A 13807-nucleotide genomic window follows, 5' to 3' on the forward strand; every position below is an offset into this window, starting at 1 on the left:
GACGGCCAGCATCGCAGCCGCGCGAGCATGATCGACGTCTCGCGCGTTGCCCTCTCGGCCGGTTCAGCGCGGCCCGGCGCCGCTACTCACTATGTCGCGTCTGCCCCCCGAATCCGCCGACGATGCCGCCGGCGAACTGCCCTCCTCGGCGCCGGCATCGGCGCGCGATCCGTCCACGAGCACCACCCGCACGGCCCGCGCTAGCCGCGCCCGCCGCACTATCGGCGCTGCCGAGCCTCCCGACACTTCGCCGACACCGTCAAACGGCACGAACACCGATCTCGAGCCGAGCGACGTCCCCTTGCTGCCACCAGACGGCCGCACCCGCTCCGGCAAGGCGCCGGCGACGCGCGCCCGCAAGCCTCCATCGACGGCGAAGCGCAAAGACAGTCACGCCGACGCCAAGGGCGACCTCGACACGCCTGCCGGGACCGGCAACGGCTCACGGACTTCGGGCACGCCCACCCAATCCTCGAAACCTTTGCGCAGCCGGCGCGGCAATGCCAAGCACAAGGGTATCGATCTGGGATTGCAGGGCGGCGGCGCGCACGGCGCCTATGCGTGGGGCGTGCTGGACAAACTGCTGGAGGACGGACGCCTCGAGTTCGAAGGCATCAGCGGCGCGTCGGCGGGCACGATGAACGCCGTGGTCCTCGCGCATGGCCTGCTCGAACGCCCGGGAGTGGACCCACGCGAGAAGGCCCGCGAGGCACTGCACAGCTTCTGGCTCGGGGTATCGCAGGCAGGCTCGTCGGCAACGGCGTGGGCGCAAACCGTCTTCAGCTGGCTCAATGGCCGACCGACCGAGTATCCCGTGTGGCACGACTGGATGCAGAGCATGCAGCAATGGATGATGCCGTTCTCGCAGCCCACGACCGAGATCAATCCGCTGCGTACCGTGCTCGAAGCGCAGGTCGATTTCGAACGACTTCGCGAGAGTACGGCGACCCATCTGTTCGTGTCCGCGACCAACATCCGCACCGGCAACATCCGCATCTTCCGCACGCCGGAAATCACGCTCGACGTGGCGATGGCATCGGCGTGTCTGCCGTGGTTGTTCAAACCGGTGAAGATCGAAGAAGACTATTACTGGGACGGCGGCTATCTGGGCAACCCCGCGCTCTACCCGTTCTATTACGAGACGGTCACGAGCGACATCCTGATCGTCCACATCAATCCGATCGAGCGCAAGGAGAAGCCGGTATTGCCGGGGCAGATCATGAATCGCGTGAACGAGATCACGTTCAACGCTTCGCTGCAACGCGAGTTCCGCGCCATCTCCTTCGTCCACAAGCTCATCGACGAAGGCTGGTTGAAGCCGGAATTCCGCAAGCGTCTGAAGTACCCGCTGATCCACTCGATCCGCGCCGACAAGGAACTCTACGATCTGTCCTCGTCGACGAAATTCGTGACCGACTGGCACTTCCTCACCACGCTGCGCGACCGTGGCCGCGAAGCCGCGAGCCGCTGGCTCGACGCGCACTATGGCGACGTCGGCGTGCGCTCGTCGGTCGATCTGCGACGCGACTACTTGCAGCGCCTGCCCGACGCGACGGCGATCAAGGCCTGAGCCATCCGGCGTCGGACGGCGGCGGCACGGCCGTCAAAGCACGAGCGGTTCGGGTTCGAGCGTGATGCCGAAGCGCGCCTGCACACTGGCCTGCACGGCGCGCGCGAGCGCGACGATATCGGCGCCGCTCGCGCCGCCGCGATTGACGAGCACCAGCGCCTGACGTTCATGCACGCCCGCCCGGCCGAGCGACTTGCCGCGCCAGCCGCACTGGTCGATGAGCCAGCCGGCGGCCACCTTCGAGGTGCCGTCGGGTTGTGCATAGCCCACCGCTTGCGGGAAACGCTCGCGCAGCGCGGCGAACGTCGCCGCATCGACCACGGGGTTCTTGAAGAAGCTGCCCGCATTGCCGAGCTCCATCGGATCGGGCAGTTTGCGACGGCGAATGCCTGCGACCGCATCGAATAGCTGACGGGCGTCGGGGGTCTCGATACCGGCGTCGGCGAGCGTGCGAGACACGTCGGCATAGCCTGTGACGGCCTGCCACGGTTGCGGCAGGCGCAGCGTCACCGCCACGACGATGTAGCGGCCCGGCTCGCGTTTGAACAACGAGTCGCGGTAGCCGAACGCGCACGCCTCGCGCGTGAGCCTAACGAACTGGCCGGTCGCCGTATCGAGTGCGCGCAGCTCGGCGAAGCGCTCGGCCAGTTCGAGCCCGTAGGCGCCGATGTTCTGGATGGGCGCCGCGCCCAGCGTGCCGGGAATCAGCGCGAGGTTTTCGAGGCCGGGGCAGTCTTGCGAGAGCGTCCAGTCGACGAAGTCGTGCCAGACTTCGCCCGCGCCACCGCGCACGTATCGCGCATGCGCGTCGTCGGCGAGACGTTCGCGGCCGCGAATCGCCATGCGCAGCACCACGCCGTCGAAGTCGCGCGTGAGCACCACGTTGCTGCCGCCGCCGAGGACGAGCCGGGGCAAGCCACTCAGCTCGGGCGTGGCGAGGGCCTCCAGCAGCGCCGCCTCGCTGTCGATCGTCACGAGATAGCGGGCGGTGGCGGGCAGGCCGAAGGTGTTGAATTCGCGCAGACTGGCGTCGCGTTGCAACTGGAGCATGAGGTACACAGAGACCGGTGGGCGCGGCCGCTCCGGCCATCGTCAGATGGGGGACGCGGAACCGACGGCTGAATTACAATGTCGGGCGAAAGCACTTGCGTACGAGTTCACGCACGAATTTGCGCATTATACCGGCGCCGTCCCCGCCGTTCGGAATGCCGAACGGGCCCATGACGCGCGCCGGCCCTGCCGCCGCGCACGGCAGCCATTTCACGAACCCTTTGTATTTCAGGAGAACCAGATGCCATCGTTTGACGTGGTTAGCGAAGCCAACATGGTAGAGGTCAAGAACGCCGTCGAGCAGGCCAACAAGGAAATCTCGACGCGATTCGACTTCAAGGGATCGGACTCGCGCGTCGAGCACAAGGAGCAGGAGCTGACGCTGTTCGCGGACGACAACTTCAAGCTCGATCAGGTCACGCAGGTGCTCGTCAGCAAGATGGCCAAGCGCAACGTGGACGTGCGCTTCCTCGACTACGGCAAGATCGAGAAGATCAGCGGCGACAAGGTCAAGCAGGTGGTCAAGGTCAAGAAGGGCGTCGAAGGCGATCTGGCCAAGAAGATCGTGCGTCTGATCAAGGACAGCAAGATGAAGGTGCAGGCGAGCATTCAGGGCGACAGCGTGCGCATCTCGGGCGCCAAGCGCGACGATCTGCAAAGCGCCATCGCGCTGCTGCGCAAGGACGTGACCGACACGCCGCTCGACTTCAACAACTTCCGCGACTGAGCGGCGTGCATCCCGCTGCCGCACTCGGCAGGCACAAAAAAACCCGCAGCGACTGCGGGTTTTTTCATGGCTCGGCACCGGCGTCACTTCTTCTGGCCGATGCGGCTCTCCTTGCCGGCGATCAGCTTGCCGATGTTCGAACGGTGCCGGTAGACGAGCAGGACCGCCATCACGATCACCGCCGGCGCGTACGGTCCGAAACCGAACATGAACACGTAGTACAGCGGGGCGAACACGGCGGCCACCAGCGCCGCCAGCGACGAGTAGCGGAAGAAGACGGCGATGATCAGCCACGTGGCGATGACGGCCACGCCGAGGATCGGATCGATGGCGAGCATGACGCCGGCAGCCGTTGCCACGCCCTTGCCGCCCGCGAAGCGCAGGAACACCGGGTACAGGTGGCCGACGAATACGGCCAGCGCCACGGCAGCCAGTCCGAAGTCGCCCACGCCCCAGGCGTCGGCGAAGCGTTCGGCGAGATAGACGGCGAACCAGCCCTTGAAGGCGTCGCCGACGAGCGTGAGCACGGCCGCCTTCTTGTTGCCCGAGCGCAGCACGTTCGTGGCGCCGGGGTTGCCCGAGCCATAGCTGCGCGGGTCGGCAAGCCCCATGGTGCGGCTGACGATCACCGCAAACGGCACCGAGCCGATCAGATACGCGAGAACGATAAAAACCAGTGTGGCCATGAACTTCGTGCGTGATGAGTTTTTGTGATGGGCGCCATTCTACTTGAGCCGCCCCGCCACCCCATTCTGGCAAACACGGGGTTGCGTTGCGTCGCCATCGCGCTGACGGATGGCAACGCCGACGCCTCATTCGTCCAGCGCGCAGGCCACCGGTTTGGCCGCCAGCGTATTGAGCAGCACTTGCGGCGCGATGCCGATGAGATAGCCGCGGCGGCCGCCGTTGATATAGATCTGCGGCAAGTCGAGAATCGACGACTCGACGTAGACCGCCATGGCCTTCTTCGTGCCGAACGGCGACGTGCCGCCGACCATGTAGCCCGAATGCCGTTGTGCGACGTCGGGCTTGCAGGGTTCCACGCGCTTGGCGCCGATCTGGCGCGCGAGATTCTTCGTGGAGACAGTGCGGTCACCGTGCATGAGCACGATCAACGGGCGCGCCTTTTCGTCCTCCATGACCAGCGTCTTGACGACGCAATGCTCGTCCACGCCCAACTGGCGTGCCGATTCGCCCGTCCCGCCATGGTCGACGTACTCGTAGACGTGTTCCGTGAAGGCCACTTTCTTTTGCTTCAGAAACTGCGTGGCCGGCGTTTCCGAGACGTGTTTGGTCTTGCTCATGGGCGCCTATTGTAATGAAATGGGTAGCCTCGCGCCGTCCCGGCATGTTTTCCACTTCCCCCTCTCTCGTCCCCCTCACCCGCATTACAATGCGGCCATGTCCGCTCCCCCCGATACCTCGCGTGAAGACGCGTTCGCCGCCACGCTGCTGGCGAGCCTGCCCGCACGCATCGACACCCTGCCCGCGCGCATCGCCGCGCACGCCCCTTCGCGCGTCGCCCTGATCGACGACTTTGGCCGCCTGACCTACGACGAACTCGCTCGCGCCGTCGCGGCGTGCGCCGCGCGCCTGCATGCGCACGGCGTCGGCGGCGGCGACCGCGTGATGATCGTCGGCGAGAACGGGATCGCTTACGTGGTGCTGCTGCTCGCCGTCGCTTCGCTCGACGCATGGCCCCTGCTGTGCAACGCACGGCTGAGCGCGGCGGAGTTGCGCGCGATCCGCGAGCACGCACGGCCACGCTGTGCCGTCTACACCGTCGACGCCTCGCCGGACGCCGCCGCCCACGCACGCGCCGACGCCGCGACCGTCGCCTGGACCGAACTCGCGCTCGGCGCCATTGCGGTGTCCGACGTCGATCCCGGGAGCGAGGCCGAAGCGGTGGCAACGGACCCCGCCACGCAATGCGCCGCGCTGATCTACACGACGGGTACAACCGGCACCCCGAAAGGGGTCCGTCTGTCGCATCGCAACCTGATGTTCGTCGCAGCGGTATCGAGCACGCTGCGTCGCGTGGGCGCCGACGACGTGGCATACGGCGTGCTGCCCATCTCGCACGTGTATGGCCTCACATCGGTGTGCCTCGGCACGCTCTACGCAGGCGGGACGTTGCGGCTTGCGGCGCGTTTCACCCCCGAAGCGGCGCTCGATTCCCTCGCCCACGACGGTCTGACGATCCTGCAAGGCGTGCCCGCCATGCACGCTCGCCTGATGGCCCATGTGGCAAGCGAGGGCACGCCACTGGTCGCGCCGCGCCTGCGCTTCGTCTACTCCGGCGGCTCCCCGCTCGACGCGACGCTCAAGGCGCGTGTCGAAGCCTTCTACGGCCTGCCGATCCACAATGGCTACGGTCTCACGGAGAGCAGCCCAACCGTCTCCCAGACCTTGCTCGATGCGCCGCGGGAAGACTGCGCGGTCGGGCTCGCAATTCCCGGCGTCGCGGTACGCATCGTGTCACGCGACGGGCACGACCTGCCGGACGGCGAAGTCGGCGAACTCTGGGTGCGCGGACCGAACGTCATGCTCGGCTACTACCACGCCCCCGAACTGACCGCCGCGGCCGTCACCGCCGACGGCTGGCTGCGCACCGGCGATCTTGCGCGCCGCGAGCCGGATGGCGCCCTGTTCCTGGCAGGCCGCGCCAGGGAACTCATCATTCATTCCGGCTTCAACGTCTACCCGATCGAAGTCGAGCAGGCGCTCGCAAGCCATCCGGACGTGTTGCAGGCCGCCGTGCTCGGTCGTCCCGGGAACGGCAACGAGGACGTCGTCGCCTTCGTGGAGGCGCGACCGGGCCGCGAGATCGACGTGACGACGCTCGCGGCGTGGGCAGCCGGGCGTCTAGCGCCCTACAAGCGTCCCGCGCAGATCCGCGTGCTCGACGCCCTGCCCGCCGCCTCGACGGGCAAGGTGCTCAAGCACAAACTCAAGACGTTGTTGTAAAGGGGCGTTGGCGCGCGCCGGACTAGCCGCGCGGATGATGCTGCGCGTGCAGCGACTTGAGGCGCTCGCGCGCCACGTGCGTATAGATCTGCGTCGTGGAAATGTCCGCGTGGCCGAGCAGCAACTGCACCACGCGCAGATCGGCGCCATGATTGATCAGGTGCGTGGCGAACGCGTGACGCAGCGTATGCGGCGAGAGCGGCGCGCGAATATCGGCCTGCAGCGCGTAGCGCTTGATCAGATACCAGAACGCCTGACGCGTCATGCCGTCGCCGCGCTGGGTGACGAACAGTGTGTCGCATGCGCGGCCCGCAAGCAGCACGCCGCGACTCTCGGCGAGATAGCGCGTCAGCCAGCCGTTGGCTTCCTCGCCGAAAGGCACCAGCCGCTCCTTCGCCCCCTTGCCGAAAATGCGCAGCACACCTTCGTTCAGTCCCACTTCGATGGTCTTGAGCGCGACCAGCTCGGACACCCGCAGCCCGCTTGCGTACATCAGCTCCAGCATGGCGCGATCGCGCAGCCCCAGCGGCTGCGAGAGATCGGGAGCGGCCAGCAGCGCCTCGACTTGCGTCTCGGAAAGCGTCGAGGGCAGACGCTGCGCACGCTTGGCCGAGGCGATGCGCAAACACGGATCGTGCTGCACAATGTGCTCGCGCAGCGCCCACTGATAGAAGCGTTTGAAGACCGACAGGCGGCGATTGATGCTGCTCGCCAGGCTTTCGCGACGCCACGCCAGGTAGGCCGAGAGTGCCGCCTCGTCCACGCCGTCGAGCGACGTCTCTCGTTTGGCGGCGAGCCATTCCGCGAAGAGACGCAGATCGCGACGGTAGGCGTCCAGCGTGTTGCGCGAAAGGCCATCTTCGAGCCAGATCGTGTCGCAGAACTGATCGATGAGCGCGGTGCTGCGTCGGAACGTCTTGCCGTCGGGGTCGAAGCGCAACGCATTCGCGTCGGCATCGGCCCCGCGCTCGGTCATGCCGTCGCCATGTGTCCCGTCGAGCGCGGCCTGCTCGAAGGGTTCGTCGGCATCGGCCGCGTCGGTGGCATCGACGGGCGCGGTGACTTTACGGGCTCGCGTGCTCAAGCTGGAACTCCTTCCTGGGCGAGCGCCCATTCAACATGTTCACGCACGAGTGCGGACGGATGATCGCGGCGCGCAAGCAAGGCGTTGCGCAACGGGATCCGCGCAGCCGCGTCCGGCGTGTCGCGCAGCGCGTTGCCGAGCCCGACGGCCAGATTGCGCAGCCAGCGCTCGTGGCCGATGCGGCGGATCGGGCTGCCCGCGAGTCGCTCCATGAATTCCGCCTCGGTCCAGGCGAAAAGCTCGACGAGCGAGGCGCGCTCCAGCCCGTTGCGCGGCGCGAAATCGGCGAGCGGCGACGGCTGGGCGAATTTGTTCCACGGGCAGAAGAGCTGACAGTCGTCGCACCCGTAGATGCGATTGCCCATCTTCGCGCGCAGCGATTCGGGAATCGCGCCCTTGTGCTCGATGGTCAGATAGGAGATGCACAGTCGTGCATCCACGCGAAATGCTTCGGTGATCGCGCCGGTCGGGCATACGTCGCGGCACTTCTGGCACTGCCCGCAGTACTCGCCGCGCTGCATCGCGCCGTGAGCGTCGCCACGCTCGTCGAGCTCGCCCATGTCGACGGGCAGCGGCACGTCGACGAAGATCTCGCCGAGGAAAAAGAGCGAACCGGCGTCGCGGGAGAGCAGCAGCGTGTGCTTGCCGCGCCAGCCGAGGCCGGCCTTCTGCGCCAGTTCGACTTCGAGCACCGGCGCCGAATCGGTGAACACGCGATACCCGAACGGGCCGATGGCCTGCGCGATTCGCTCCGACAGTTGCTGAAGACGGTTGCGCATGACCTTGTGATAGTCGCGCCCCCGCGCATAGATCGACACGATCGCCTCGCCGGGATGTTTCGCCCGTTCGGCCTCGTGCCGACGCCACCCCGCCATGTCGGTGTCGCTCGGCAGATAGTTCATGCGCGCGCTGATCACACGCACGGTGCCCGGTACCAGTTCGGCAGGCCGGGCGCGCTTCATGCCGTGCGCGGCCATGTAGTCCATCTCGCCGTGGCAGCCGTCGTCGAGCCACCGTTGCAGGCCCGCTTCGGCGTGCGAGAGATCCGTGTCCGTGATGCCGATCTGGCCGAAACCAAGCTCGTGCGCCCACTCGCGAATGCGCAGCGCGAGCGCGCTCAGCCCCTCGGCGTCGAGGGCGGCGAGGCTCGCTTTGTCGCGCGATGGCGACACTTCCGAGGTATTCGGAAGCGTCGATGGCTCGACTTGTGCGGCGGTAGCGGGGAAAATCACGGGAGCTTTCATCTCCTCCATTTTACGCAATGCCCGCCATGCCCGATTCCTCCGCGCCGCCCCCGCTGGTCGAGCGCATCTTCGCGCTGCCGGACGAAGCCGCCACCGAGGCCTTCGCCGCGGCGCTCGCACGCGTCATCGTGGCGCGCATGGCGCATACCGACGCCGCCCATGCGGGCCTGCACGTGCAGCTCTCGGGCGATCTCGGTGCGGGAAAAACCACGCTCGTGCGCGCGCTGTTGCGTGCGCTGGGCCACGCGGGACGCGTGAAAAGTCCCACCTACGCGCTGTGTGAACCATACAACATCGACACACCGCACGGCGTGTTGCCGGTCTATCATTTCGACCTGTACCGCTTCGCCGATCCGGCCGAATGGCATGACACGGGCTTTCGCGAGCATTTCGCGGGCGACGCCCTGTGCCTGGTCGAGTGGCCCGAAAAGGCGGAAGACCTGCTGGGCACGCCCGATTTGCGCCTTTGCCTGGAACCTGTCGGCAACAGCCGCCGTCTGACGACGAGCGCCTACACGCCGGCCGGTCTTGCTTGCCTGAACTCATGCTGATCAAACGCTTCGCCCGAACCGACGACGCCTCATCGCCCAATGCCGGCCGACGCCGCGCACTGCGCGCCGGGGCCTCCACTCTCGTTCTCGCCCTCACCGGCCCCCGCCTCGCCTTCGCCAATGCGATCGTCGCCGTGCGCGTGTGGCCCGCCCGCGACTACACACGCGTCACGCTCGAGACCGACAATCCGGTCAAGTTCCAGCAACAGCTGATGGAGAGCCCGAACCGCTTCGTGATCGACCTCGACGAAGTGGACCTGAGCCCCGCGCTGCGCGACCTCGTCTCCAAGATCCAGCCGAACGACCCGCAGATCATGCAAGTGCGCGTCGGGCAGTTCAAACCCGGCGTGGTGCGCATGGTCTTCGACCTGAAGGCCGGCGTGAAGCCGCAGTCGTTCACGCTGCCGCCGGTCGCGGGCTACAGGTACCGCACGGTGTTCGATCTCTATCCTGCCGTCGAGCCCGACCCGCTCATGGAGCTGCTCGCCAAGTCGGGGCACAAGGCCGAAGCGCTGGCACAGAACTCGCCGCCCCCATCCGGCGCGGGCACACCGAGCACCGAAGAGAGCGAAGCGTTCTTCCAGCGCTACGCGCAGCGCGAGCCCGGCTCGCGTGCGTCGCGGCCCGGCCCGTCGCCAGCCACACCCGACAAGGCGCCGCCTCTCGCCCAACGCAAGGACGACGACGACGGCCTGCCCACGCCAGCACCCTCGCGCGGCCCGAAAACGGCGCGCCTGCTCACCATCGCCATCGATCCCGGCCACGGCGGGGAAGATCCGGGGGCGGTCGGCAGCGCAGGCACGTACGAGAAAGTGGTCGTGCTGCAGATCGCCAAGCGGCTGCGCGAGAAGATCGATGCCCAGCCGAACATGCGCGCGATGATGACGCGCGACGCCGACTTCTTCGTGCCGCTCGGCGTGCGCGTGCAGAAGGCGCGCCGCGTGGACGCCGATCTGTTCATGTCGATTCACGCCGATGCGTTCACGTCGCCGTCGGCCAATGGTGCGTCGGTGTTTGCGCTCTCGGAGCGCGGCGCCACGAGCGCGACCGCACGGCTGCTCGAAAAAACGCAGAACGCCTCCGACCTGATCGGCGGAGTCAACATCAAGACCAACGACCGGGCCGTGGCCCACGCGCTGCTCGACATGTCGACGACCGCGCAGATCCGCGACAGCAAAGTCTTCGGCAACGCCCTGCTCGCCGAGATCGGCACGGTGGCGGACCGGCTGCACAGCAAGAACGTCGAACAGGCGGCCTTTGCCGTGCTCAAGGCGCCCGACATTCCATCGGTACTGGTCGAGACGGCCTTCATCAGCAACCCCAAGGAAGAAAGCTACCTGAACGATCCGGCCTATCAGGATCGACTCGCCAACGCGTTGCTCAAGGGCATCAAGGCGTACTTCGCCAAGAATCCACCGATCGCGAAGAATCGCACGGCGTGAGGTTCTCTGTGAGGCTCGCTGTGATGTGCACCGAACGCCGCCCATGAGAAAAATGGCGCGTCCCGTTGCCGGACGCGCCATTTTGTTTTGCGAAGCGACGGCTTCGCGTCGCTTTGTGCTTGCTAGTGCTTGTTAGTGCTTACTCGCCCTGACCTTGCGGCACGCGCCGGCGACCTCGCGTGAACACCTTCCAGAGGGCGCCGAGCGCAATGGGCACCACGGCGGCCGAAATCCCGACCAGCACGATGACGTTGAGATACTGCTTGACGAACGGCAGGTTGCCGAACAGGTAGCCCCCGCCCACGAGCAGCACCACCCAGATCCCGGCGCCCAGCACGTTGTAGAGCTGAAAGCGCGCCCACGACATGGCCGACACGCCCGCCACGAACGGTGCGAAGGTGCGCACCACCGGGACGAAGCGCGCCATCACGATCGTCTTGCCGCCGTGGTGCTCGTAGAAGTCATGGGTCTTGCGAAGCGCGTCGCGATCGAGGAATCGCCAGTTCTTCTCGTACACGCGCGGCCCGATCTTGGAGCCGATCCAGTAATTCAGGGTGTTGCCGGTCACGGCCGCAATAAAGAGCAGCACGCCGAGCAGCCAGGGATCCATCGCGCCCGTGGCCGCGAAGGCGCCACCGATGAACAGCAGGGAATCGCCCGGAAGGAACGGAAAGAGCACCAATCCCGTTTCCACGAACACGATCATGAAAAGGAACAGATACACCCAGTTTCCGTATTGATCGATAAACACGCCCAGGTGTTTGTCGATGTGGAGCACCATCTCCAGCAACTGCACCAAAGTATCCAAGTCGATTCCTCAAGATAAAGGACGCCGGCCCGTCCCCACGGACTCGCGACGAGTCGCATCATACCAGCGCAAACGTCGGGCGTCGTTAAGTCCCCATGACAGTCGGCTGGCGTCGGACATGGGGAATCGAGCGCAGCGGCATTTCGCCCCCGAATGTCCGGATATACCCACTCGCCCTAACGCTCCCATGACGGGAATGTGTCGGATTCTAGTCGTATTGCGGGCTGAAACATCGGTCGGCTTATGTCTTTGAGGGCAGCCCTTATAATGGTTCCCATGTCAGCCACCCCGACCTCCACTTCCTCGGCACAAGCCCAGGCCTGCGCGCCGGGCGACGCCGCTTCCGACATCGCCGCCGACGCCTCCGAGCGCCGCCCCGGTCCCATGCCGGCGAGCCTGGCGCCCGCGCGTCCGATCCGCGTGCTGCCCGATCAACTCATCAGCCAGATCGCCGCGGGCGAGGTGGTCGAGCGTCCGGCGTCCGTGGTCAAGGAACTGCTCGAAAACGCGCTGGACGCGGGCGCCCAGGCCCTGCAGATCAAGCTGGAGGAGGGCGGCGTGCGCCGCATTGCGATCACGGACGACGGCGGCGGCATGTCCGCCGACCAGTTGCCGCTGGCCCTCACCCGTCACGCGACGAGCAAGATCCGCACGCTCGACGAACTGGAATCGGTGCTCACGCTCGGCTTCCGCGGTGAGGCGCTCGCGTCCATCGCCTCGGTGGCGCAGCTCACGCTCTCCAGCCGCCAGGCCGACGCCCCGCATGCCACCGCCATCGACGGCAACACCGGCGCCCTCACGCCGGCCGCGGGCCCGGTCGGCACTACCGTCGACGTGCGCGACCTGTACTTCAACACGCCCGCCCGCCGCAAGTTCCTGAAGACCGAGCAAACGGAGTTCGGGCATTGCATGGACGTGATCCGCCGCAGCGCGCTTGCGCGCCCGGACGTCGGCTTCTCGGTCCTTCACAACAACCGGGCGGTCGAACACTGGAACGCCTCGGACGCCGCCACGCGCGTCAAGCGCGTGCTCGGCAACGACTTCGCCGACGCCCACCTTGCGCTCGACGAAGGCGCCGGCGACCTGCGTCTGTCGGGCTTCGTCGGGTTGCCCACCGCCAGCCGCGGCCGCGCCGACCAGCAGTTCTTCTTCGTGAACGGCCGCTTCGTGCGCGACAAACTGCTCACGCATGCCGTGCGCGCCGCCTACGAGGACGTGCTCCACGGCGACCGCTACCCCGCCTACGTGCTGTACTTCGAGCTGCCGCCGCAGTTGGTGGACGTGAACGTCCACCCATCGAAGATCGAAGTGCGCTTTCGCGATGCCCGCAGCGTTCACCAGTTCGTGTTCCACGCGGTGCAGCGCGCACTCGCGCGGGCAGCCGGCAGCGGCGGCACCACGCATGCGGCGCATCTGACCGACAGCGGTGGACTCGCCGCCGGCCCGGGCGCTGCAAGTCCCGCCTTCGCGGGCGCGAGTCCGGCCGGCGGCTTCGGCACGCCGGGCGGCGCCAGTTGGACGCCGCGCATGCGACAGGGCACGCTGCCGGTCGCGCAGCCGATGTCCGTCTACGACAACCTGTTCGGCCGCACGGCGCCGCCTGCGCCGCGTCCGTACGGTCAGCCGGGCGTGACGAACGTGACGGATGTCCCCTCGCCCGCCTACGGCAACGCCGGTGCGACGCAAGACGGTGCCGCCGCGGACGGGCTGAGCGCCGCGCTCGGCGGCAATGCGGCACAAGCGGGGAGTTCGAGTGACGCGGGCAATCCGGAGACGCTCGAACAACCGCTCGGCTTCGCTCTCGGTCAGTTGCACGGCATCTACATCCTCGCGCAGAACGCCTACGGGCTCGTGCTCGTCGACATGCATGCCGCGCACGAACGCATTCTGTACGAGCGCTTCAAGCAGGCGCTCGTCGCGCGCAACGTGCCGGTGCAGCCGCTGCTCATTCCGGTGACGTTCTTCGCCGACCCGGTGGAGATCGGCACGGCCGAAGAGCATCAGGAGACGCTCACCGCACTCGGCTTCGATCTCGCCGCCATGTCGCCCACCACGCTCGCCGTGCGCGCGATTCCGGCTTTGCTCGACGGCGCCGACGCGCAAGCGCTCGCGCGCGCCGTACTGGCCGATCTGCGTCAATACGGCGGCTCGCGCGTGCTCACCGAGCGTCAGCACGAACTGCTCGGCACGCTCGCCTGCCACACGGCCGTGCGCGCGAACCGTCGCCTCACGCACGAAGAGATGAACGCGCTGCTGCGCCAGATGGAAGCCACCGAGCGCGCCGATCAATGCAATCACGGCCGCCCCACCTGGTATCAGCTCACGCTCGGCGATCTCGACAAATTGTTCATGCGCGGACGTTGA

General features: G+C 66.9%; 12 protein-coding genes. 6 read left to right on the forward strand and 6 right to left on the reverse strand.

The features are described 5' to 3' along the window. Nucleotides 1-91 precede the first annotated feature (91 nt). A complete protein-coding gene (locus RO07_RS20155) occupies nucleotides 92-1570 on the forward strand; it encodes a patatin-like phospholipase family protein (protein ID WP_335645802.1) in 1479 nt (492 codons plus the stop codon). Between the two features lie 33 nt (nucleotides 1571-1603). On the opposite strand, the gene murB is transcribed toward RO07_RS20155, so the two are convergent. Beyond that, on the reverse strand, nucleotides 1604-2620 hold the full coding sequence (murB, locus tag RO07_RS20160; protein WP_039405223.1) for a UDP-N-acetylmuramate dehydrogenase: 1017 nt from the start codon (nucleotides 2618-2620) through the stop codon (nucleotides 1604-1606). 241 nt (nucleotides 2621-2861) lie between these two features. On the opposite strand from murB, the gene RO07_RS20165 reads away from it, so the two are divergent. Continuing rightward, a complete protein-coding gene (locus RO07_RS20165) occupies nucleotides 2862-3347 on the forward strand; it encodes a YajQ family cyclic di-GMP-binding protein (RefSeq protein WP_039405225.1) in 486 nt (161 codons plus the stop codon). 83 nt (nucleotides 3348-3430) lie between these two features. On the opposite strand, the gene plsY is transcribed toward RO07_RS20165, so the two are convergent. Both plsY and ybaK read right to left on the reverse strand, forming a co-directional pair. Next, entirely contained in the window at nucleotides 3431-4033 is a 603-nt protein-coding gene (plsY, locus tag RO07_RS20170; protein ID WP_039405227.1) for a glycerol-3-phosphate 1-O-acyltransferase PlsY, read from the reverse strand. A gap of 126 nt (nucleotides 4034-4159) precedes the next feature. Next, nucleotides 4160-4651, reverse strand: coding sequence for a Cys-tRNA(Pro) deacylase (ybaK, locus tag RO07_RS20175; protein WP_039405230.1), 492 nt, complete (start codon nucleotides 4649-4651; stop codon nucleotides 4160-4162). Nucleotides 4652-4748: 97 nt separating this feature from the next. Between ybaK and RO07_RS20180 the strand changes: the two genes are divergently transcribed. After that, nucleotides 4749-6314, forward strand: coding sequence for a class I adenylate-forming enzyme family protein (locus RO07_RS20180; protein WP_039405233.1), 1566 nt, complete (start codon nucleotides 4749-4751; stop codon nucleotides 6312-6314). A gap of 22 nt (nucleotides 6315-6336) precedes the next feature. Here RO07_RS20180 and xerD read toward each other — a convergent pair whose 3' ends face one another. Both xerD and queG read right to left on the reverse strand, forming a co-directional pair. Beyond that, a complete protein-coding gene (gene xerD, locus RO07_RS20185) occupies nucleotides 6337-7290 on the reverse strand; it encodes a site-specific tyrosine recombinase XerD (protein ID WP_039413029.1) in 954 nt (317 codons plus the stop codon). A 104-nt stretch (nucleotides 7291-7394) separates the two neighbouring features. Continuing rightward, a complete protein-coding gene (gene queG, locus RO07_RS20190) occupies nucleotides 7395-8651 on the reverse strand; it encodes a tRNA epoxyqueuosine(34) reductase QueG (RefSeq protein WP_084072725.1) in 1257 nt (418 codons plus the stop codon). Between the two features lie 8 nt (nucleotides 8652-8659). On the opposite strand from queG, the gene tsaE reads away from it, so the two are divergent. Both tsaE and RO07_RS20200 read left to right on the forward strand, forming a co-directional pair. After that, nucleotides 8660-9193, forward strand: a complete 534-nt coding sequence (gene tsaE / locus RO07_RS20195; protein WP_039405235.1) for a tRNA (adenosine(37)-N6)-threonylcarbamoyltransferase complex ATPase subunit type 1 TsaE — start codon at nucleotides 8660-8662, stop codon at nucleotides 9191-9193. Further along, a complete protein-coding gene (locus RO07_RS20200; protein ID WP_115089057.1) occupies nucleotides 9175-10635 on the forward strand; it encodes an N-acetylmuramoyl-L-alanine amidase in 1461 nt (486 codons plus the stop codon). Before tsaE ends, RO07_RS20200 begins: the two co-directional genes overlap by 19 nt. 139 nt (nucleotides 10636-10774) lie before the next feature. Here RO07_RS20200 and RO07_RS20205 read toward each other — a convergent pair whose 3' ends face one another. Next, nucleotides 10775-11443, reverse strand: a complete 669-nt coding sequence (locus tag RO07_RS20205; RefSeq protein WP_039405237.1) for a VTT domain-containing protein — start codon at nucleotides 11441-11443, stop codon at nucleotides 10775-10777. 384 nt (nucleotides 11444-11827) lie between these two features. On the opposite strand from RO07_RS20205, the gene mutL reads away from it, so the two are divergent. Next, nucleotides 11828-13807, forward strand: coding sequence for a DNA mismatch repair endonuclease MutL (mutL, locus tag RO07_RS20210; protein ID WP_052266751.1), 1980 nt, complete (start codon nucleotides 11828-11830; stop codon nucleotides 13805-13807).

Origin of the sequence: Pandoraea pulmonicola (assembly GCF_000815105.2) — a bacterium.
GTDB lineage: Bacteria > Pseudomonadota > Gammaproteobacteria > Burkholderiales > Burkholderiaceae > Pandoraea > Pandoraea pulmonicola.